The sequence below is a fragment of the Enterococcus gallinarum genome, from assembly GCF_021496385.1.
Lineage (GTDB): Bacteria > Bacillota > Bacilli > Lactobacillales > Enterococcaceae > Enterococcus_D > Enterococcus_D gallinarum.
In genome coordinates this window covers 1,047,352-1,067,680 of sequence record NZ_CP050816.1, presented here as the reverse complement: position 1 = coordinate 1,067,680, position 20,329 = coordinate 1,047,352, and the positions used below count along the sequence as shown (strand labels likewise).

At 38.5% G+C, this 20,329-nt stretch carries 13 protein-coding genes, 1 pseudogene and 1 other annotated feature; of the genes and pseudogenes, 2 read left to right on the top strand and 12 right to left on the bottom strand.

Features of this window, described 5'->3' with window-relative positions; translation table 11 throughout:
- Window positions 1-30: 30 nt before the first annotated feature.
- The 9 genes from proC to HED61_RS05140 all read right to left on the bottom strand — a co-directional run bounded on the left by proC (window position 31) and on the right by HED61_RS05140 (window position 10,267).
- Window positions 31-828, bottom strand: coding sequence for a pyrroline-5-carboxylate reductase (gene proC / locus HED61_RS05180; RefSeq protein WP_021150536.1), 798 nt, complete (start codon window positions 826-828; stop codon window positions 31-33).
- A gap of 70 nt (window positions 829-898) precedes the next feature.
- Window positions 899-1,600: a GntR family transcriptional regulator gene (locus tag HED61_RS05175; RefSeq protein ID WP_003128220.1), complete on the bottom strand. Its 702-nt coding sequence runs from the start codon at window positions 1,598-1,600 to the stop codon at window positions 899-901.
- A 54-nt stretch (window positions 1,601-1,654) separates the two neighbouring features.
- Window positions 1,655-4,051, bottom strand: coding sequence for a DNA translocase FtsK (locus tag HED61_RS05170; protein ID WP_003128219.1), 2,397 nt, complete (start codon window positions 4,049-4,051; stop codon window positions 1,655-1,657).
- A gap of 295 nt (window positions 4,052-4,346) precedes the next feature.
- Window positions 4,347-5,150: an amino acid ABC transporter substrate-binding protein gene (locus HED61_RS05165; protein WP_003128218.1), complete on the bottom strand. Its 804-nt coding sequence runs from the start codon at window positions 5,148-5,150 to the stop codon at window positions 4,347-4,349.
- Between the two features lie 12 nt (window positions 5,151-5,162).
- The gene (locus HED61_RS05160) at window positions 5,163-5,795 is read right to left on the bottom strand and encodes an amino acid ABC transporter ATP-binding protein (protein ID WP_005470167.1); all 633 of its coding nucleotides are present in this window, start codon (window positions 5,793-5,795) and stop codon (window positions 5,163-5,165) included.
- 13 nt (window positions 5,796-5,808) lie between these two features.
- Window positions 5,809-6,453 carry an amino acid ABC transporter permease gene (locus HED61_RS05155; RefSeq protein WP_003128216.1) on the bottom strand — a complete coding sequence of 215 codons (645 nt, stop codon included), beginning with the start codon at window positions 6,451-6,453 and terminating at the stop codon, window positions 5,809-5,811.
- 264 nt (window positions 6,454-6,717) lie between these two features.
- Window positions 6,718-6,951: a binding site (T-box leader), on the bottom strand.
- 169 nt (window positions 6,952-7,120) lie between these two features.
- A complete protein-coding gene (locus HED61_RS05150; RefSeq protein WP_227760792.1) occupies window positions 7,121-7,840 on the bottom strand; it encodes a GntR family transcriptional regulator in 720 nt (239 codons plus the stop codon).
- Window positions 7,797-8,864, bottom strand: a complete 1,068-nt coding sequence (locus tag HED61_RS05145; RefSeq protein WP_219645198.1) for an ADP-ribosylglycohydrolase family protein — start codon at window positions 8,862-8,864, stop codon at window positions 7,797-7,799. Before HED61_RS05145 ends, HED61_RS05150 begins: the two co-directional genes overlap by 44 nt.
- Window positions 8,865-8,890: 26 nt before the next feature.
- The gene (locus HED61_RS05140; protein ID WP_003128212.1) at window positions 8,891-10,267 is read right to left on the bottom strand and encodes a PTS transporter subunit EIIC; all 1,377 of its coding nucleotides are present in this window, start codon (window positions 10,265-10,267) and stop codon (window positions 8,891-8,893) included.
- Between the two features lie 534 nt (window positions 10,268-10,801).
- Between HED61_RS05140 and HED61_RS05135 the strand changes: the two genes are divergently transcribed.
- Both HED61_RS05135 and HED61_RS05130 read left to right on the top strand, forming a co-directional pair.
- On the top strand, window positions 10,802-11,137 hold the full coding sequence (locus HED61_RS05135; protein WP_003128211.1) for a hypothetical protein: 336 nt from the start codon (window positions 10,802-10,804) through the stop codon (window positions 11,135-11,137).
- Window positions 11,138-11,705: 568 nt separating this feature from the next.
- Window positions 11,706-13,355, top strand: coding sequence for an ATP-binding cassette domain-containing protein (locus HED61_RS05130; protein WP_029486316.1), 1,650 nt, complete (start codon window positions 11,706-11,708; stop codon window positions 13,353-13,355).
- A 280-nt stretch (window positions 13,356-13,635) separates the two neighbouring features.
- Here HED61_RS05130 and HED61_RS05125 read toward each other — a convergent pair whose 3' ends face one another.
- From HED61_RS05125 to HED61_RS05115, 3 genes and pseudogenes are all read right to left on the bottom strand, one after another.
- The gene (locus HED61_RS05125; RefSeq protein ID WP_086268965.1) at window positions 13,636-16,272 is read right to left on the bottom strand and encodes a mucin-binding protein; all 2,637 of its coding nucleotides are present in this window, start codon (window positions 16,270-16,272) and stop codon (window positions 13,636-13,638) included.
- Between the two features lie 640 nt (window positions 16,273-16,912).
- Window positions 16,913-18,433: a helix-turn-helix domain-containing protein gene (locus HED61_RS05120; RefSeq protein WP_170081388.1), complete on the bottom strand. Its 1,521-nt coding sequence runs from the start codon at window positions 18,431-18,433 to the stop codon at window positions 16,913-16,915.
- 610 nt (window positions 18,434-19,043) lie between these two features.
- A pseudogene (locus HED61_RS05115) lies at window positions 19,044-19,678 on the bottom strand (CatB-related O-acetyltransferase).
- Window positions 19,679-20,329: the final 651 nt, after the last annotated feature.

The following is a 20,329-nucleotide window of genomic DNA, read 5'->3' as shown; positions in this document are numbered from 1 at the left end:
ACTCAAGCAGTTTCAATATAAGTATTTTAATCAAGACATTTGACGATTCTTTTCGGCAGCTGCATGAACAGCCTTCATCACCGCAGCACGAAAGCCATTTTCTTCCAGTGTTTTTACGGCTTGAATGGTCGTACCACCAGGAGAACTGACATTGTCTTTCAATACACCAGGATGTTCTTTGGTCTCCAGCACCATCTTCGCAGCGCCTAAAACTGCCTGAGCAGCAAATTCATAGGCCATTTGGCGGGTCATTCCTTCGGCGACTGCGCCATCGGCCAATGCTTCAATGAACAGATAGGTATATGCTGGGGAAGAACCGCTGACCCCAATCACAGCATCGATCATGGATTCAGGCACTTGAGCTGCTTTTCCCATGCTTTCAAATAATTTTTGGATTTCTGCAGCTTCCTCTACGGTCACATGCGGATTGTTACTGATAGACGTCATCCCTTCTCCGACTAGTGCCGGAGTATTCGGCATCACTCGAACGATCTTGCGCTGACCCAAAACTTCTTCCATCTGCGCAATCGTAACGCCTGCTGCGATCGATACAACTAACTGTTGTTCATTTAATTGCGCTTTTAGATCCTCCAATAATTTAGGAAACACAAACGGTTTGACAGCTAAAATCAAAATGGAAGCAGCTGCGGCTTCAGAAAGTTCTAATGTAGGGGTGATCCCTAAATCTTGTTCCAACTGTTTAAGTGTCGGTTCATACCGATGATTGTAGACTAAAATTTCCTTTGGTTGATATAGTTCCGATTGGATCAATCCTTTGATAATTGCTTTTGCCATATTTCCGGCCCCGATAAAGGCGATGGTTTTCATAACACTCACTCCTTCTAACATTTATGATCCTATGTTCGCTGTTTCTTGTAAAAAAAGCCTAATCAAGAGATTAGGCTTCAAACTCGATCACATAAGGATGCAATGCTGTATTATAGATGCCCTCTGTATATTCTACCACTTCTCCATGCAGATCATAAGAGCGACGGACGCGCTTTAAAGCGGAAATCTCTGGTGTGATCAGAAATTTTTGTTGTTCCTCATTCAACGTCAGTCCTGCAAATGAATCTTCAAAGGTATCGATCACCATCCGATGTTCATCTAAAATACGGTACAGTGATTTTTCTTCCAATTCTTCCATGGCAAGGCCTTTTAACAATTTGGGCAAATGATATTCATAATAAATAAATGGTTGATGGTCAAAATAGTACATGCGCCGCAAACGCATGACTTCTCTGCCCATCAAAGCAGAAGCTGGATGATCTTCTGCGAGCTCGACTAGGTTAAAATCAAGATTTTTCTTGGTATATTCTTTGCCGGTTTTTTCTAATAACTGGCTGAAAGTTGTCCCTTTAGACAACTTGTTATAAGGTCGATTACTTAAAACCGTGGTCCCGCGTCCACTGCGCTTTTCGACATATTCATCTGCTGCTAATAGCTCGATTGCTTTGCGTACCGTGATTTTACTCACATTGAAGGCTGCTTCTAATTCGGTTTCTGTCGGTAGAAAAGAACCAACAGGATAGTGTCCGGACATGATGTCTTCTTTGATTTTATCTGCCACATCACGATATAAAATATGTTTACGCTTCATTTCTTTCCTCGCCTTTCCAGTCATTGATTCTCTCTCAAAAAGAGGACTTGCACGTTACTCATCAAAACCCGGCACTTCTTCGGCTGCTGCTTCGATCAGCACCTTCCGAGGCTTACTGCCTTCTGAAGGACCTACGACCCCTTGGTCTTCCAATTCGTCAACAAGACGGGCTGCCCGATTGTAGCCAATCCGAAAGCGGCGTTGTAATAAAGAGACACTTGCCGTCTGCATTTCGATCACCAATGCTTTGGCATCATCAAATAGTTCATCCTGTGGTTGACCACTGCTGGTACTTGCCGTATCTTCTTCGGTAACCATCATTTTCTCTTCGTAATTCGCTCCCTGCTGCTCGGTAACAAACGACACGACCCGTTCTACTTCGTGGTCTGAGATAAAGGCTCCTTGCACCCGGATTGGTTTATTCTCACCCATAGGCAAGTACAACATATCGCCTCGTCCAAGAAGTTTTTCCGCGCCGTTGCTGTCAATGATTGTCCGGGAATCGACCCCGCTGGAAACGGCGAACGCCATTCTTGAAGGTACGTTGGCTTTGATGATTCCTGTGATGACATCCACACTAGGACGTTGTGTCGCCAAGATCATATGGATCCCTGCAGCCCGCGCCATTTGAGCTAGACGAATGATCGCATCTTCTACTTCATTACTTGCGACCATCATCAAGTCAGCCAATTCATCAACAATGACAACGATGAATGGCAAGATTGGTCGGTTTTCACCATCTTCTAAATTTTTATTGATCACTAGTTCATTGTATCCTGTGATATTTCTAACTCCTGTCGCAGCGAACTTCTCATACCGTTCTTCCATCTCTTTAACCACTTTTTGCAACGCTTGCGCTGCTTTCCGAGGGTTCGTCACTACCGGAGTCAATAGATGAGGAATGCCATTATAGACATTCAATTCAACCATTTTCGGATCGATCATCATCAATTTGACTTCGTGGGGTTTTGCCCGCATCAAAATACTTGTGATGATACCGTTGATTGCAACGGATTTCCCACTACCAGTAGATCCTGCAATCAGTAAGTGAGGCATTTTCGTTAGATCGGCCGTTTGGACACGGCCAGAAATATCTCTACCCAAAGGGACTTCTAACAACTTATCGGGATGATCCGGCTGTGCTTCAATCACCTCTCGGAAGGAAACCATGCTGACAGCACTGTTAGGCACCTCGATCCCAATCAGTGATTTCCCAGGAATCGGTGCTTCCATCCGTACATCTTTAGCAGCTAGTGCCAGTGCGATGTCATCTGTTAAGCCAACGATTTTGCTGACTTTGACTCCGACTGCTGGCTGTACTTCAAATTTAGTTACTGCTGGTCCTAAACTAGCTTTTACCACCTTGGCATCGACGCCAAAGCTTTGGAAAGTCTTTTCTAAAACACCAATGTTTTGTTCGATTTTTTTGTACTCGCTGCTTTGATCGGTTGCAGGGATCGAGTCCAACAATTCAGCGGACGGCAACTCATAGTCGCGATTTTCTGCTTCTTCGGAAATTTCAAATTCCAATACTTCGCCATCATCTTCCATTTCTTCAACGCTTTCTTTTTTCTCCTGTGCCGAAGCCGGAGAGGATGATGCAGCTGGCGGTGTTTTGGGCAATTCTTGAAAATGATCGATTGGCACAAAACTTAACTGCTCTGGTTCGATTTCCGACAAATCTGGTTCTGATTGGGCTGCTCGCTCTTCTTCCGTGAAGGGACGGACTTGATTCTTTTCTTTGATCTCAGCCAAAACAGCAGAACGCTCTGCTTCTTTTTTCGCTGCTTTTTCAGCAGCTTTTTGCGCTTTTCGTTCTTCGCGGGCTGCTTGTTTTTCAGGTGATCCTTCCAACCATTGCTGAACCTTTTCACCAGCGTGCTGCAGATGCTCCAACAACTCGTGACTGCTCATCTTACTGAACAAAAAGCCCCCGATCATGATCATCAAGACAGCTAAAATGTAACTGCCGATCTGGGATACAAGGAAATAGGTTCCGCGATAGAAGAATGCGCCGACCATGCCTCCTCCCACATTTTGTGAAACTTGACTGCGGCGAATATCATCCAGCAATGTCGACCAAGTCGTCTGCAAGACATTCGGCGATTCATTCATGACATTATTGAATAAATGCGCATGCAGGATCACTAAGATCCCCAAATAGATCAGCACACAGCCAACCACTCGACGTAAACTCGTAAAACGAGCTTCTGTGGTCTTGATTGCCAACCATCCCCCGTAAACGGCCAATGCGAGACAAAGCACTTGATACGTATTGCCTCCAATGATACGAAAGCCGTTAGCGATCAGCGTTCCTAAAAAGCCTAAGTGGAAAAAACCAAAGATCGAAAACAAGATGAAAAGCAAGCCGATGCCGACTAGAATCAGTTTCTCTTGTTGTTTTTGTTGTTTTTTTGTTTTGCGTTTCTTCGCGCGTTTTTTTTGCGCCATTCTTATCCCTCTTTTCGTCTCTACCTATTATAACGAAAAAAGAAGGCGAACAAAAGTTTTCCTGTCAGAAAGTTTACTACTAGAAATAAAAGATCCCACTAATGAAAAAAAGACCGCTCCATAAATCCATCAAACAAAGACGATCTAAAGGAGAAAAGACAAGAAATGCTTCTTAAAAATCTCTTTAGTAAGACTACAGTTAAGCTACCTTGCACCTGTTCATCAATCGCTTCATGCCAGGTAGCTACTGTGATCGTTTTTGTTGTGGCTTATGTCGCCGTCAATCGTTTTTCATTTATTCAGGAGAAACATCTTCTCCAAACCATTTTTCGGAAATCTCAGCAAATGTGCCATTTTCTTGCAGTTTCTTTAATCCCTCATTGATTTTATCCGCCAATGCTTGATCGTCTTTTCGTACTCCTACTGCAAAATTTTCGGCTTTGAAGGGACTTTCAATAACATTGTAATCGTCCGCTTTTTTCGTCTGAGTCAAATAGTACTCCGCGTAGACCCGATCGATCAAAAGACCATCGATCCGACCATTTTCCAAATCGATAAACGCTTCGTTGAAACTAGCATATAAAGTTGCTTCATTATCGGCGACAATGTCTTTCAATACTTCTGGTTGATTGTTGAAGGTATCATAGCCAGAGGATCCTTCTTGTGCCCCTAGAACTTTGTCTTTCATTGCATCAAATGAAGTGATGTTGCTGTCTTTGGCAGTTACTAGAACCTGCTTGTTTTCCATATAAGTATCGCTGAATAATACTTTCTTTTCCCGGGCTTCTGTTTTTGTGTAGCCATTCCAAATCATATCGATTGTACCATTATCTAATTCTGTTTCTTTCATCGACCAGTCGATTGCTTGGAATTTGACTTTGGTTCCTGTTAAATCAAAAACGGCTTTTGCTAGGTCAACATCGAAACCAACGATGTCCCCTTGGTCATCTTGAAAGCCCATCGGTACAAAGGTATCGTCCAACCCAACGATGACTTCCTCTTTGTCTGCAGCACTTTCTGCTTTCTCGCTACTGTTGCCACATGCAGCAAAAAGTAATAAGCTGGCTCCGGCTAACAACGTTAATCCAATTTTTTTCATTTTTCTTCCTCCTTAGTTCCCTTCAACTTCTAATAATTGATCGGCAATATTTTTTGCAAAAACCAAATCATGGGTAACCACGATCTGAGTAACGCCCTCTTTTTTCAAATCTAAGATCAGTTTTTCGACTTGCTGGCGCAGACCTGGATCTAATGCACTCGTAGGTTCATCATACGCCAATACTTTCGGATCCATCGCCATCGCCCGCGCAATCGCTACCCGTTGGCGTTGCCCTCCTGAAAGTTGGTAAGGATATTGCGTTAAAAGTTCAGATAATCCCAACTGTTTAGCCAAAGCAACAGCTTTTTCGGTATAGCTAGCTTTGTCTTGTTTCAATACCATTTTTGGTGCCAGTGTGATGTTATCGAATACCGACAAATGCGGAAATAGCTGAAAGTCTTGAAAAACGACACCGACTACTTGTTCTTGTTTTTTCGTATCCGTGGGATCAAAAGGTTGTCCATCTAGTAAAAAAGTTCCTGAATCGATGGTCTCCAATCCAGCCAGGGTACGCAGCAGGGTTGTTTTTCCACCGCCAGAAGGTCCGACTACCGCTAGGATGCTGCCTTCTTCAATTGTCAGGTCTAAGCGATCGATAACCTGCTTGTCGCCAAATGCTTTTGATACTTGTCTCAGTTCTAACATGTTCCTACGCCTCCTAACGGTAATAATCGAGTTTTGTTTCTAACTGTTTCAAAATCAGTGTAAAAATACCAGTCATCATTAAGTAAATCAGCGCAACGCCCAGTAATGGTACCAACGTGCTGTCTCGTTCCATTGCGATTTTACCGATACGCATAACATCCGACAAACCTAAAATATAGACAAGCGAAGTATCTTTTACTAAATTGATCACTTCGTTCCCTACTGAAGGAAGCGTGATCTTGACTACTTGCGGAATGATAATCTTGCGAATCGTCTGTAAAGGTGCTAGGCGCAGAACTTTTGCTGCTTCGTATTGCCCTGCAGGGATTGATTGGATCCCTCCCCGAAAAATCTCGGCATAATAAGCGGCATAATTGATAATAAAGGCAATCAGTGCTGCTTCAAACCGATCAAAGACAATGTTCAGGATCGGCAGACCATAAAACACAAAGATCAGTTGTAACAGTAAAGGCGTTCCTCGCATCAGCCAGACATACACTTGCACGATTGCTTTCAAGATCCGTAGTCGACTAGCAAGAATAAAAGCCAAGATGATCCCTAATGGAATCGATCCTATTAACGTTAATCCAAACAATTTGATTGTGATCCCTGCCCCAGAAAGCAGTTGCGGCATCACACTTACTAAATAATCGATCATTTCTTTTTGCCTCCTTGATTTTGCGGCAATGACTGCTTGCTTGATTTACAATCACCAAGCACCATCTTGCCGTGTTTCCACTTGATTAAAATCATTAAAATGAAAGGCGCCCAACAAAAAACGCCCTCCGGCCTAATGCCAGAGGACGTTTAATACGTGGTTCCACCTCAATTTGTTTTTCCTTCACAGAAAAAACCTCATGCAGTCAGTTGATGGATTTGCTGATACCGCCATTAAATAAAAAAAGTCCTTTAGCCATTACAGCTAAAGGACGTTATCAACGCGGTTCCACCTTTGTTTATCAGTGCTTCACAGCAACTGATCTCAGAAAGTCATCAAACAATGACTGCTGCTATAACGGGCACTCCCGGTCTTTCCTACTCGATTCAGAAAAACGACTCCAAGATGTGGTTCACAAGTCCTTGTTGTCTCTTCTCACCAGCCAGAGACTCTCTTAAAACGAAGAAACCTTGCTACTCTTCTTTTCGATGTCTGTTTCATTAAGTTGTTTATTACTTTATACGCAAACTGAAAAAAAGTCAAATACTTTTTTTCAGTTTGTTGATCGGAAAATTCATTTTCACAAAATAAGAGACGAATAGAAACATTCTATCCGCCCTAAATGCATTTTAGACTTCGTAATGATCAGTACAACTTTGTATTCCCTCTATGGTACTTTCAGTTGAACATGATAGCGATAGCGGTCCCCACGATAATAAATTTCAGCATATTCAACTAAGCGATTTTTGTGGTCTTTAGTCAGACGCTCGACATATAAAAGTGGTGTATTCATTTCAATTTTTAATAAGTTGGAGAGTTCTTCATCAGACACAACTGACTCAATGGTTTCTTGTGCTGTTGTTACTATAAAACCTTGACTACGCATAATTTGATAAAGTGATGCATGTTTGTCAGCAAGATCTTTTTCTTTTAGATCAATGTATGATGGACAATATACTCGTTGAAATCCAATACATTGATCATCCACGTAGCGAAGGCGTTCGTGTTTGCTGACCTCCGCTCCTTTTGGCAAATCTAACTTACTACACAACACCTCATTTGCTTCCAAAGATGTATTTAAAGAAATTAACTCTGAATGATTGGACTGCAGTTTATTTTCTTCCGAAAAACTTAGAAGGGTTTGTAATTGCAGTAATTCTTTCGTACTGAGTACAATTGTACCTACACCATGAATTCTTTTGATAAAACCTTCATCTACTAAAAGTTGCAAGGCATGACGAACTGTAATACGGCTTACTCCGTATTTTTCTTGAAGTTCCGGTTCAGTCAAAAAAGGTTGCCCAACTGGATATTTTCCTTCATTGATTTCTTTTTTCAGCTCTTCATAAATCGAGAGATATTTTACCTTTGGACTTATCATTTTCATTCACCACATTTGCTAAAGATTCAGCCAAACTAGTTAAATCGTAGCTATTCGCTGATTGAACATCACGAAACAGTGGCGTAAAACGTTCATCATCTGGATCAATCAATGCCCCAACCATGGATCCTACAATTGTCGCAATCGTATCAGTGTCGTATCCTACATTCACTGCATCTATGATCGCATTAAAAGGATCTTGTTTGTTTAGGGCGATAATTCCAAACGCACACGGAACTGCTTCTGAGATATGGAGCCCACTACCGATGATTTGAGCTAGTCGCTGTAGTTTTTCTTCATGGATACCAGATTCATTAACTATAGTATACGCTAGTTTCATGCGTTCAACAACGCTGGGACCGCCAACTTCTCGGGAATAAACTTTGCCTAATTCTTCTCCCCGACAAGCGCCATAAATCCCTATTGCTACTAATTGGTCCACAGTTGCATGGTCACACAAAGAGGCTGACACTGCTGCCGCAACTGCAGCTGCTCCAGAAATAGCCAGTGCATTATCATGAGTTACTTGCGTTATAATCAACGCTTCTTGAATAGCTTTTTCAATATCTCCTGGGTTTAATATCCCTGCAGGTGCGATTTTCATTGCAGCTCCGTTCGTAGCTTTTGAAGCATAGTCTACAGCCATAGCTCCCGGTAAAGGCGCCATTTTTTGATCAGGATTTTTATACATTGCAATCGCACTTCGCGTAGTTGGACCTGCAAATCGATCGAAGTACCATGTATTTTCTGACCATTTCAAGATGGCTGTCTTCACTGTTTCAGAATCAATTACTCCTTTATTTTCTATAATACTGTGACACAACGTATAAATTTGCGAAAAATCATCTGTGACTTGTCCAGCTTCATTCCCTAATGCAAAAGCACCTTCCTCTGGTTTTAAAAAGGTAGAAACTTTGCCATTGAACTTTGTTCTAATTTGATCAAAAGTAAGATTTTCTGTTGCAGCTCCCATAGCATCTGCAATAGCTGCTGCCCCCAATGTACCTTGAATTTTTATTTGTAAACTCATATAAACTATCTCCATTCTCTTATTCTTTATTTCATTTCAGCTTCTGGGTCTTTTATACCTAAAATGATTGTTAGGATCATTCCACCAAAAAATGCAATCACCAAACCCACAATGTACGCCCAAAGTGTAGGACCCGCAAAAGCTGGAATGGTGGTTAATCCTCCAAATACAAAGGCGTTACCAATAACATTAAATGCACCCATAAAAGCTCCACCCATTGCAGCACCAAGACAGCCAGCAATCAACGGTGTTTTAAATTTTACTCCTAGACCGTAAATAGCAGGCTCTACAATTCCAGATAAAAAGACAGAAGTAATTGCAGTCAAAGAAAAGTTCCTTAATTTGGTATTTTTTGATCGTAAGAAAACTGCAAATGCTGCTCCTGCCATCCCAAAGTTTGCAGTTGCGCCATACGCAATGAATGGTGAGTGACCTGTGCTAGCGATTTCCGGAATAATAACCATGGTATTTGGTGCCCAATGAACACCAAACATGATCAAAATATTCCAAATGCCACCTGTAATTGCCCCTGTAATAATCTGATTGATTCCTGCTAAATAATTTACAAATCCAGCAATACCAATACTAATATAGTTACCTAAGGGACCAAAAATACTGGCAGTTACAGGCACTAACACAAACAAAAGAACGGTTGGTATCAAAATCATATGCAAACTATTCGGAATTGTTTTTTTCATGAAATGTTCCATTTTCGATTGTACCCATGTTGTAAAAATTGCGGGCAGAATCTGCGAAGTGTAGTTAAAGACTGGAACTGGTAAACCAAAGAAAGAAATCGTATTGCCCCCGTCCCCTTGGATCAAATTAATAAAGTCTGGCATAATCAATGCACCAGCGACTGCAATGGCAATATAAGGACTCGTTTTAAATCGGTTTGCTGCAGTTACCGAAACTAGTAACGGTAAGAAGTAGAAGACAGATGTTGCAGCAAGTGTCAACATCAAATTTGTCGAGCTATCCGTAGATAAAATTCCGACCTCATTTGCAAGAATTGTAAATCCTCGAAGAAGACCCGATCCGGCTAATAAAGGTAATAAAGGCGAGAAAATACTCACTACGAGTTGAACAAACTCATTTATTAAGCTCTTTTTTGTCTGGACTTTAGAATTTTTTTCATTGGTCGTCTCATTATTTTCTCTATTCAATACTTTTAAGAAGTCTTCATAAACTTCCCCTACATTCGTTCCAATAATTATTTGATACCCGGAATCTTTATTGACTACTCCTGTCACACCATCCAATAATTCTATTTTTTCACTTTGAACTAACTCACGTTTCTTCAGACTTGGGCGTAATCTTGTTGCACAGTGAGTAATTGACTCAATATTTTCTGTTCCGCCTAGATACTCTAGAATCTGCTGGGCTAACCTTTCATTTTTCATGATAAATCCCCTTTCTATAATGAATTAGCAAGTCGTTATGACGTCATATCAACATCTAAAATATACCCCTAACGCCCTTGAGTGTAAACGATTACAAAAGAAATATATCCAAAGATTTATTTATCACTCATAAATCTGCTTTCAAGATTTAGCTTTTTTGAACACGTTCTATTGAAACTATTTTTTAACACTTTAGTTAAAAAGAGGATAGAAAGAAACTCCCTGTGATCTCTGTTCTAAGACGTCTTATTCTAATCATATTATAATCTGTTTTAATCAAAGTAAACATTAACTATAAAACTTTGAACTGTAAGAAGATGTATAAAGTCCACCAAAGTAGTTTCATTTAGAAAAATTTATCAAGTATATCTATTATTCAACTATCTCATTTCTAATTTTATTATAAATTAATGAGTTTGTATCAGACACCCAAGGAAGACTCTCTCGTCAAATCTAAAAATAAAAGGATGAATTTGAAAATTTATTGAGTTACCCTTTATTAGATGATACACTTTTTAAAAAGGAGTTTTAGCAATGAAAAAAATCTGTTGGATTTTTTCTATCAATGTTCGGGGTATGGCACCATTCGGTTACAGCACAACAATGAATCTTAGACAAGCAAAATCATTTCAAGAAAAAATCAAGACACTCTTACCAGCAGAAATTGAGACTCAATTTATTAGTTATGATATTTCAAGTAATGATATTCCTGCTGCAGATTTACTTGTTTTTAATGATATGGATTCAAACTATCTAAGCGAAGAAATAAAAAAACAAGGCATTGCTGTTTCTTTTAAAGATATGGTTTCCGGAAATACTACAGTTATCAGAAAAACAATTCTGAACGCCCTAAATTTAGGCGGAATTTGAACAGTTTTTCTGCTTGTAACAATAACGACACCCCTCTCATACTTATGAATATGAGAAGAGGTGTCGTTATGTATTATTTATCTTTCGTCCTATCTAAAATAAAGCAAGTAATAATTGATCTAAGCGCCTAGATAGGTCTCTACTAATAAGAACACTGATTATTTGATATCTTATCAATATTCATAACGGGGAGAATGAAGAGCATAAAACTAGATAGCTTTTTCTTTATTCGTTAGTTATCGTTCTATCTGCTTTTAATCCAAACGTAACACTTTCAAAAAATTACATTTATTGTTTTTCGAACTATATTGTATGCATTTCTTCAATATCAAGTAATGACGTACGATTATGTTGTTCTATTTCTGATGCTCCCCCCTATAACAGATGTTACTGCACTTAAATCTAGTATAGCAACTGAAGGTTTAACACCAATCCTAAATTTTTTCCATAACTCTTCTTTGATTGTATGGTAAGCCTACCATGATGCTCCACAATCAAAAAAATAGTATCTTTTTGCACTATATATGTATCAAATCACTATGTTATAGTTTACTTAAGGAGGGAGAAAATGAAAAAGATAGTACTAAAAAATAAAAAACTGCTTGTTACGCATGTGATTATTTGCGCAATCGCTGCGCTTATTCAGGTTGGCGTTGCACTTGTTTATAGCCTTATCACAGAAGTTGCTATGTCAGGAAATATACAAAAGCTTATGGTTGTTGGCTTATTCGCCTTCTTTTATATCTTATTAAACACCATGAGCGACTTTGTCCCCAGACGCAGTAAATCTATCTTGGTCCACTCAATAACGGATCAGCTGAGAGTCGGCCTCTCGCAAAAGATAGTCCGAATGGATCCAGAAAAGTTTTTAAAAAGCGAAAAAAATTATTACCTTTCAAAGCTAGCCAATGAAATAAAAGTTATTGAGCAAGAATTTTTGAAACCTGGATTTGGATTGGTTTTAAGCATCTTTACCTTTATTTTTTCACTTCTTTTCTCTTTAAGACTTAGTGCTTCCTTTTCAATTGTCATGCTATTGCTAGCCTTTAGCCCCTTGTTAGCTCCTTATTTTGCCAAAAAAATTCTTGGAACTCGTCGTAAAGCGGCGGTCGAGGCACAAGATCATACACTCAGTTTATTTGAACAACTTCTTTCTGGCTATCTGACACTAAGAGTAGGCAGAGGATTCCCGAAATATGCTACACGTTTTTCTGAAAGTAGCGAGCGACTGAAAAAGCAAAATATTCATTTTGAATCGTTACAAGGACTTACCTACGCGATTTCTTTTGGTCTTGGCGACCTTGCCTACTCTGGAACGTGGATTATTGGTGGTTTTTTTGTTGCAGCAAAAATAATAACCCTTCCTAACCTCATTGCTATGACTACCTTAATGAGTACGATTGCCGGTCCATTGGAATATTTCAGCACCTCGATTACCGATATTTTATCCAGTAAGAAAGTCGCTGATGATCTTATATCTTTTATCGATAGTACAGATGATGATGAAATGACTCGATCAATCATTCTTGAAAGTCCCATCACAACTTTGTCGATTGCTAACTTAAGCTATAGTTATGGTACCCGTACATTAATCAATGAATTAAGCTATCAATTTGAAAGAGGGAAAAAGTATGCAATTACAGGTGCGAGTGGCAGCGGTAAATCCACGCTATTGAATATTTTAGCAGGCATTTATTCTGTCGGTGACCGTCAACTATTTATCAATGAACAAGAGATGAATCAAATTTCTAGAGATTCCTTGTATCAAAAAGTCTCACTTGTCCAACAAAAGACCGCTATTTTTCAGACCAGTATTGCTTCTAATCTCTCTGTTTTTAATGATTTTGAACTTGAAAGAGTTGTTGATGCATTAAATAAGAGTGGCTTGGCCAATCGCTTTAACTACGAGAAATTATTAGAAGACCAAGAAAACAAATGGATAAATTTTCTTTCAGGAGGGGAATTAAGGAGAATCGAAATCGCTCGCGCTGTCTTTAAAAATTCCGATATCATTCTATTGGATGAACCGACTTCTGGGCTCGATAGTGGAAATGAGCTGATTATCAAAGATTTGATCAACTCTTTCAATGATAAGATAATTATCGTAGTTACTCATTCAACTAGTCCTGATTTTCTAGACTCTTTTGACGAGCTGATTCACTTAGATGCTTTACCCCTCAAAAAACAAAACGATCCCTTTATTCGCTTGTCTTTATGAGTCCCTCCTTGAACTTGTTAGAAAAAGAACTGAACCTAGTAAAATGTTCTTTGTCATACTACTAATGACAAAGAACATTTGAGGGTTATTGTTTGAGGCTCATTGACTTCCTACTAAAATAAAATTTCATCAGATTAAAAAATTCTTCTTACTCTATGTTAACAAAATATTCTGCTATTAAATTAGTTATAGAGCGCGACACTTTACAATCACCGTTACTCTAAGCCTTTCTTTAGTTCTCGCATTCGCTGCATCCATCCTACGTCTTCTACAGTAACTATTACTTAATAACAAAAGAACGATACTTGGAATAGGCTATTTGATCGATAATAGTAAAAATTTTCTTTATCTCTAAATCTGCGCCGATTGCCGTTACTTGATAGAACTGACTGTAACTGTTCCCTAATGCGGGAAGGTAGGCATTAGAGATCAATAAATCAAATGGTTCATCACTTGTATAGGGTAGGAGAACAACGTCTTGTTTCCCTTTCAACTCATTTTCTAATAAGTAAATAGAGGCATCTGCCAAAATACTAGAGCCCATATTTAAGACCGCTATTCTCACTTGATACTCCTCTTTAGGAGACAGCATGTAAATTAAGAACACTAATCTTTTTTTCAAATACTTTAATTTCGTGTGGTTGAACAATTTAGTCGGTTCAATAATATTTTCTATTATGTCTAAGACAAACTGATTTCTAAACGAATTGTTAAACAAGTTATGGTAATAATTCAAAGTGACTTTATCGATCGAATAATTGACCCCATGAAAATAATAAACTTGGGCGATGAGAGAAAAGACACTGGATTTAATGGTTGAATTTGACTTTAGTTTATAAATCGACTGGATCGCGGCCATTATTTCATCGGTTATCTCAAAGACGGGATTTTTGCTAGTATATAATCCTAGTCGAATTTCCTCATAGGGGATCCCACCAACTGTAATTAAAAATAAGCAGATAAAATAGGTGACGATTGTCGCTTCATCTGATGAACAAATATATTTTTTTGAAAAATAACTATGCCGAATGTATTTAAAAACTGGCATATCTAGACAGCGATTGATCTTTATTTGCTCATCTTGGCCTACTTCGCTGTCTTTTGACTCTGGCGTTAAACCAGTGACTTCTTCAACAGTTGGCTTATCTGCAGTGTAGTGCTCAATTTCTGGACTAGTCACCGCATCAAAGGTTGTGTCATCGTCTTTGGCTTGCCACTCACCATACGTTGTTTCCTCTGTGGCTTCATTGGTGGTGACTGTTCGGGTGAAAGTGACTGTATCCACCTTGTCTGGGGCGGCTTCTGTACCGTCTTCATACAGATAATGGATCGTTTGTTGCACTTCTTTGGTCTCGGTTGATTCCACCATGTTTGCCTTGTAAGTAACCGTTACTTCGCTGTCTTTCGATTCTGCTGTCAAGTCAACCATTTCTGCCACACCTTTTTTATCTGGCGTGTAGTTGGCTATTTCTGGACTGACCACCGCATCAAAAGTGGTGTCATTGTCTTTGGCTTCCCAATCACCATAGGAGGTTTCACCGGTTGCTTCATTAATGGTGACTGTTCGTATAAATTCTATTGTATCCACATGATCCGGCGCGGCTTCTGATCCGTCTTCATACAAATAATGGATTATCCGTGCGATTATTTTACTTTCCTCTCTCGTTTCTATTTTAGGGCTGTAAACATACGTGACTGTTTGGGGATTTTTGCTAACGATTCCTGTCTCATCACCTTGCACTTCTTTCAAGATATATCCAGGGATATCTTTCGGAGTAATCGTATATGAATCGCCTATATTGCCACCAGTCATTATACTTGGAGGAAGTAATTCTTTCCCCTCTTCATCGATATAATTCACTGTGATTGGTGCCCCTTCAATATACCTTGGCTGCCATACATAGGTATCAGCCATAGTCGCTCCATCATAATTCAATACCAGTTCCTTAGACAGGAATACCTGATCACCATAAGGAGCGTCTATCGTACCTGATCCAACATTTTGCCAATAACCGGTATAATAGCTTGAACTAAATCCAATCATTCCACTTGGATTTGTCAAATTAACTGGGTACTCATTACCTGGCCAATTGTTCCAGCCGACAAAGCTGAATTTTTCCCCTAGTCGTATTTCTTTTAGATATCGTGCATTTGCTAGAAATTGATTCATTCCAGCCCCTAAGGCTTTGATTACATTGGTACTATCAAAATTTGATAAATCTAAACTAGTCCCTCTAAAGCCATAAAACATGCTGTTCATTGTTGTGGCTTGACTTGTATCAAGCAAATGTAGATTCACGATTTCATCCAACTCTGAAGGCACTTTTCCATAATGGCCAGTGCTTTCAAATAGTCCAGGAACATCTGCTGGAAGAACAACAGGGGCAGTGAGAACTACTTTTCTAATAGTCATGTTTGATGAAACTTCTGCTATTGGAATCACTTGATCTACCGTTGTAGTAAGCGTGCCTTCTCCTACAGTTAGAACTCCCTCAATATCAAGGGTTGCTGGAGCAGTCCCCCACATTCCACTCCAAAGGATATTGTCTGCAAGAGCAGCCTTCTTTTCTTCAGTTGCTGCTGTACTGTCTGTCGACGCTTCTGAACTATTTTTCTCTGCATCTTCTTCAGATTCCGTTTTAGTTGCTGCAAATTCTTCTGCTGTCGCTTGCTCTTCAGATTCTATTGCTTCTGACTCTGTTCCTACAGTTTCCTCGACTACTTTTTCTACTTCTTGCTGTTCAGGCAACAACTCCCCCGCAGTAAGCATTGTTTCTTCTGCTGCTGTAGTGCTAATTGATGCAGCTGATGCAGGAATACTAAAAAGTGCTTGTGTAAAAATCGGGCTGCCTAATATAAATACAGAGGAACTGACAAGAATACGTGATACGATTTCTTGCTTCTTCGATCTTCTCATTATTTTTCCTTCTTTCTATCTAAGTGAATGAACACAGTCTCGTTCTATCCAATGCAAAAAAGCTGTCAACTGACAACTACTTCAGACATATTTTAATACTCCTGTTGTCCTCATTCCTTAAGTATGTATTATCACATGGCTCTGAGTAGCGAACACGACAACATCTGCTCTAAAAAAGACAAGATTCGTCCTGTTTAAAAAAAATAATTAAAATCCTTTGGAAATTATGACAAAAAAGAAAATAATCACATTCATATCAGTATTTCAACGGATTATGCGAAAAGATTTTGAACATGGAAGATCTCTTTTTATTCCTAATCATTCACTTAGAGAAAAGACAAAAAAACCGCAATACAAGCGTTTGAGCAAATCAACTGTCTCAACGATAAAAGGACTTGCCCACTTGCGCAGCATTGCATCAAAAATATCGTTTAGAGTTGTTTTCACTGTCACTTATATTGCAGTCATAAAAATGGATAAGCAGTCATACTTGCAGCCACGTGTTTTGGGTCTGCTAAGTATTCGCTTGTTGATCTTGAACATTTGATTTAGTCAAGTTCACACCTTAGCTGTTGATACTGCCAATTCGAAAAAGATCGTCACTAGCAGATACGGATATCTAACGTTATCTGTAATGATTCTATAGTGAGGTATCTGTCCCTGTTTCTTGAATAGACTCATTAATAGACTCATTTTGGAACTTTTCGATCGCCTCGACTAATTCAAGCCAGCGATCTCCGGTGGGGAAACTATTCCATCTAAAGAAACGTACTTCGCGATTTTGATTAATAAAGTATTGACGATCGACAGGATAATCCATCACGACAAAATCCGGCTTTTCTGATACAAAAGAAAGAGTATATCCAAACCATCGTTTTAATCGCTCTTTTTGCCTAATTTCCTGAATTTTTCCAAATTTTGATTCATGAAAAACCCGCACAGTTGACCGATCAATTCTAGCTACAATCGAAAGAAGCATACTGTACTGAAAAAGCAGGCGGTTATTTGAGACATACAGCGTACTAAAAATCGATGATTGTTCTGATAACGATTGGTACATCTCTTGAACCAGTGGAAATAGTTTAGGGAATACTCTTCGATAATCTTTGTCTGTTGTTGTTTTTCCAAAAGCATCAATCTTATTTTTAGAAGCAAACATGAGAGAGGTTGAATGGATGTTCAATGCATTGACAAAAAGATACGTTGTAGCACTATCAGGAACAAGAAAAGCTTGTTTCGCTGTTTCCGAAAAAAGTTTAGCGGCTTGTAAGCTCTCTTCTGAAAAATGATTTGTCATCGTCAACTCTGTAGGGATCTCATCAGGTAAATAGGTGGTCATTACTGAAAACATATAATACAAGAAGATATACTCATTTTCTGAAGTTTCATTTAACAAATAATTATCTCTTAAGAGGGGCATTATAAGCTCCTTTTTGAATTGCTCAAAAGGAATAGTGAGATGGCATGTTTCTGTCATTCCCGGTGGAATTTCTTTCAAAGCAAATCCTCTCTTTAAACGATAGAGACTTAAAGCCAGTAATTGGATAAACTTTTCTTGATCGATTCCTCGGTAACAACTTGGATACATCGCGAGTCTTTCTTTGAAACCAGTAATACTTTTTTGAGTCAGGCCAAAATAACGTACATTTGAGCCATCCAAAATTTGCCAATACATGATATGAAAAAAATGCCTAATACGATATTCTTCTCCTACAAATAACGGCTTCCTCTTTAAATTCAACGAAATATTATAATTTTCAAGGATATCCATGATCTCCTTGAGTTTTCTTTGAACCGTGCGATTACTCACAAAATGCTGTTGCGCTGTATTCTCCAAGGATAAATATTTCTCTCTGAATAATCGGTCCAATATTTGAAAAGGCATGCTTTCTTCTAACATGACAGAATATAACTTAGAAAGTAAAAAATTTGAGGCAAATCGAAGTGAAATGGTTCTTCCGTCAATTATTTCGATATCATAAAAGGGATACCGTTCTCTCAAATCCAGTGCACGGTCAATAACTAAAACAATTCTTCTTTTCGAAACACTTAATTTATTTGCCAAGTCGCTTATACTTTCATATTCCTCAGCATTTTCAAAAAAATAAGCAAATACTTCATAGACATCTTGATCTAATTTAGTTAAAAGAAACTTATACATGCCCTCACCTCTTAACCTCTTACTTTAAATAAATTATACCTCTTCTACCTTCTAATATCATTGATTGTGCATTAATCCATAATGTTTTTGATTTTTTTGATAATTATTTAAATTTCTACTTAAATAGCCAGCCTATTTCATTTTGTCTCATAAGTGTCCTTTCTCTTTCTCCTCCTATTGATCTGCATAATCAACTTCCTTCAATGCTGCGTTACAATCCAGTGTCTTAATCAGTAACTTTTCAATGATTGAATATGAAAAAAGATATATTCTATAGGATTTTCATCTAGAACATTACTGTATGATACAAGTGCCATTTTTTAACATAAAAGTGATTTTTACTAAAGAAAAATTGAATGACTAGATGATACAGTCAAACTAGCAAACATTCAAATACAAAACAAAAATGAAGTGTCCAGAAAGCTGTTATTTCTTAGGTACTTTATTGTTTGAACTGAAAATTAGGCTTTTATACAAAAAAAAATCAAAGCTAATGAATACACTTTGATGTTCATAAAACAGTTTTAGGATAACTTATTAACGAATTATCTGAGTATCCTCGTATCATCAGTAAGAAATTCTCTAGATACATTGGTTAAAGTTCTATTACTCATTTCTTTGATAATTGACTAACGGACCCAGACATGAGATGCCCAAGGTTCGCTTTTATTTTTTCTTCCGGCCAGTCCCACCAACGGACCTTTTGTAAATACTGAATCGTTTCATCATTAAATCTTTTTCTGATTGGTTTCGCAGGAACGCCTCCTACAATGGTATATGGCGGTACATCTTTCGTGACTACAGCTCTAGTACCTATAATGGCGCCGTCTCCAATCGTTACGCCTGCCAGGATCAGTGACTCATACCCGATCCAGACATCATTGCCAATCACAATATCGCCTTTATTGTCCCATGCAGCAGCCACATCGGCTTTATCAAGACCCCACTCTTCAAAAAATAGCGGAAATGTATACTTGGAACGCTTGATAATGAGTGGTTTGCAGCATTAAACAGAAACTTTGATCCACAAGCAATGGAACAAAATTTGCCAATAATCAATTTGTCATGATTGATTGGGTATTGATACAGCACATTATTCCTTTCAAACTCGCGTGGATCATTTACAAAATCATTATAAATCGTGTATTCTCCAACGCTAATATTTGGGTTAGTGATGGCATTCTTTAGATAGATCGTTTGTGTATCATTGGTTCTTGGGTAAATTTTATTTCGTGAAGTAGTCATAATATTCTTCTCCTTTTGGTGTGTTAACGTTTGACTATTTCACATACTACAATGCACTTTTTCATTTTTTTACCTCTTCTCAATTTATGTACGTAATGAATATATCTAAATAATAGTACTTGAAATAGTAAGCAGCTGAAGAAAAAACCGCTACTAACATGGTATTTCATTCAACTGCTACGAATACGGGACACTTCAAAATCAATGTGCTTACCACAATTTAAATCAAATAAATTATAGCCATTGTATACTCATAAAAAAACTTACACCAACAGTTAAAATAAAACAAGGATATTTAAATAAAAAAGACAGGATCCTTTTTATTCATTTGTGTTCTCCAGAAACTATATACGATTCTTTTTTTGAACGTTACAAAGAACTAACCACTAAAAACTATTGGGCAAATTGGGCAAAAAATCAGTCTTTTCATGACTATAACGGAACAGGCAAGGAGACAATATATAGCTCGACTACTAATAGTACTATGCATGCGAATAACATAAGATTTTCTCGACGATCATGGTTTGGATGAAGATAGGCTTCTGATTTTTGTCTATCTTTAATATCATCTTGTCTAACTTTTCTTCTAATCAATGCCACTCCTGAACCGACCGCCCAACACAAAGTGAACAGAATAAACAGCCCAAACGA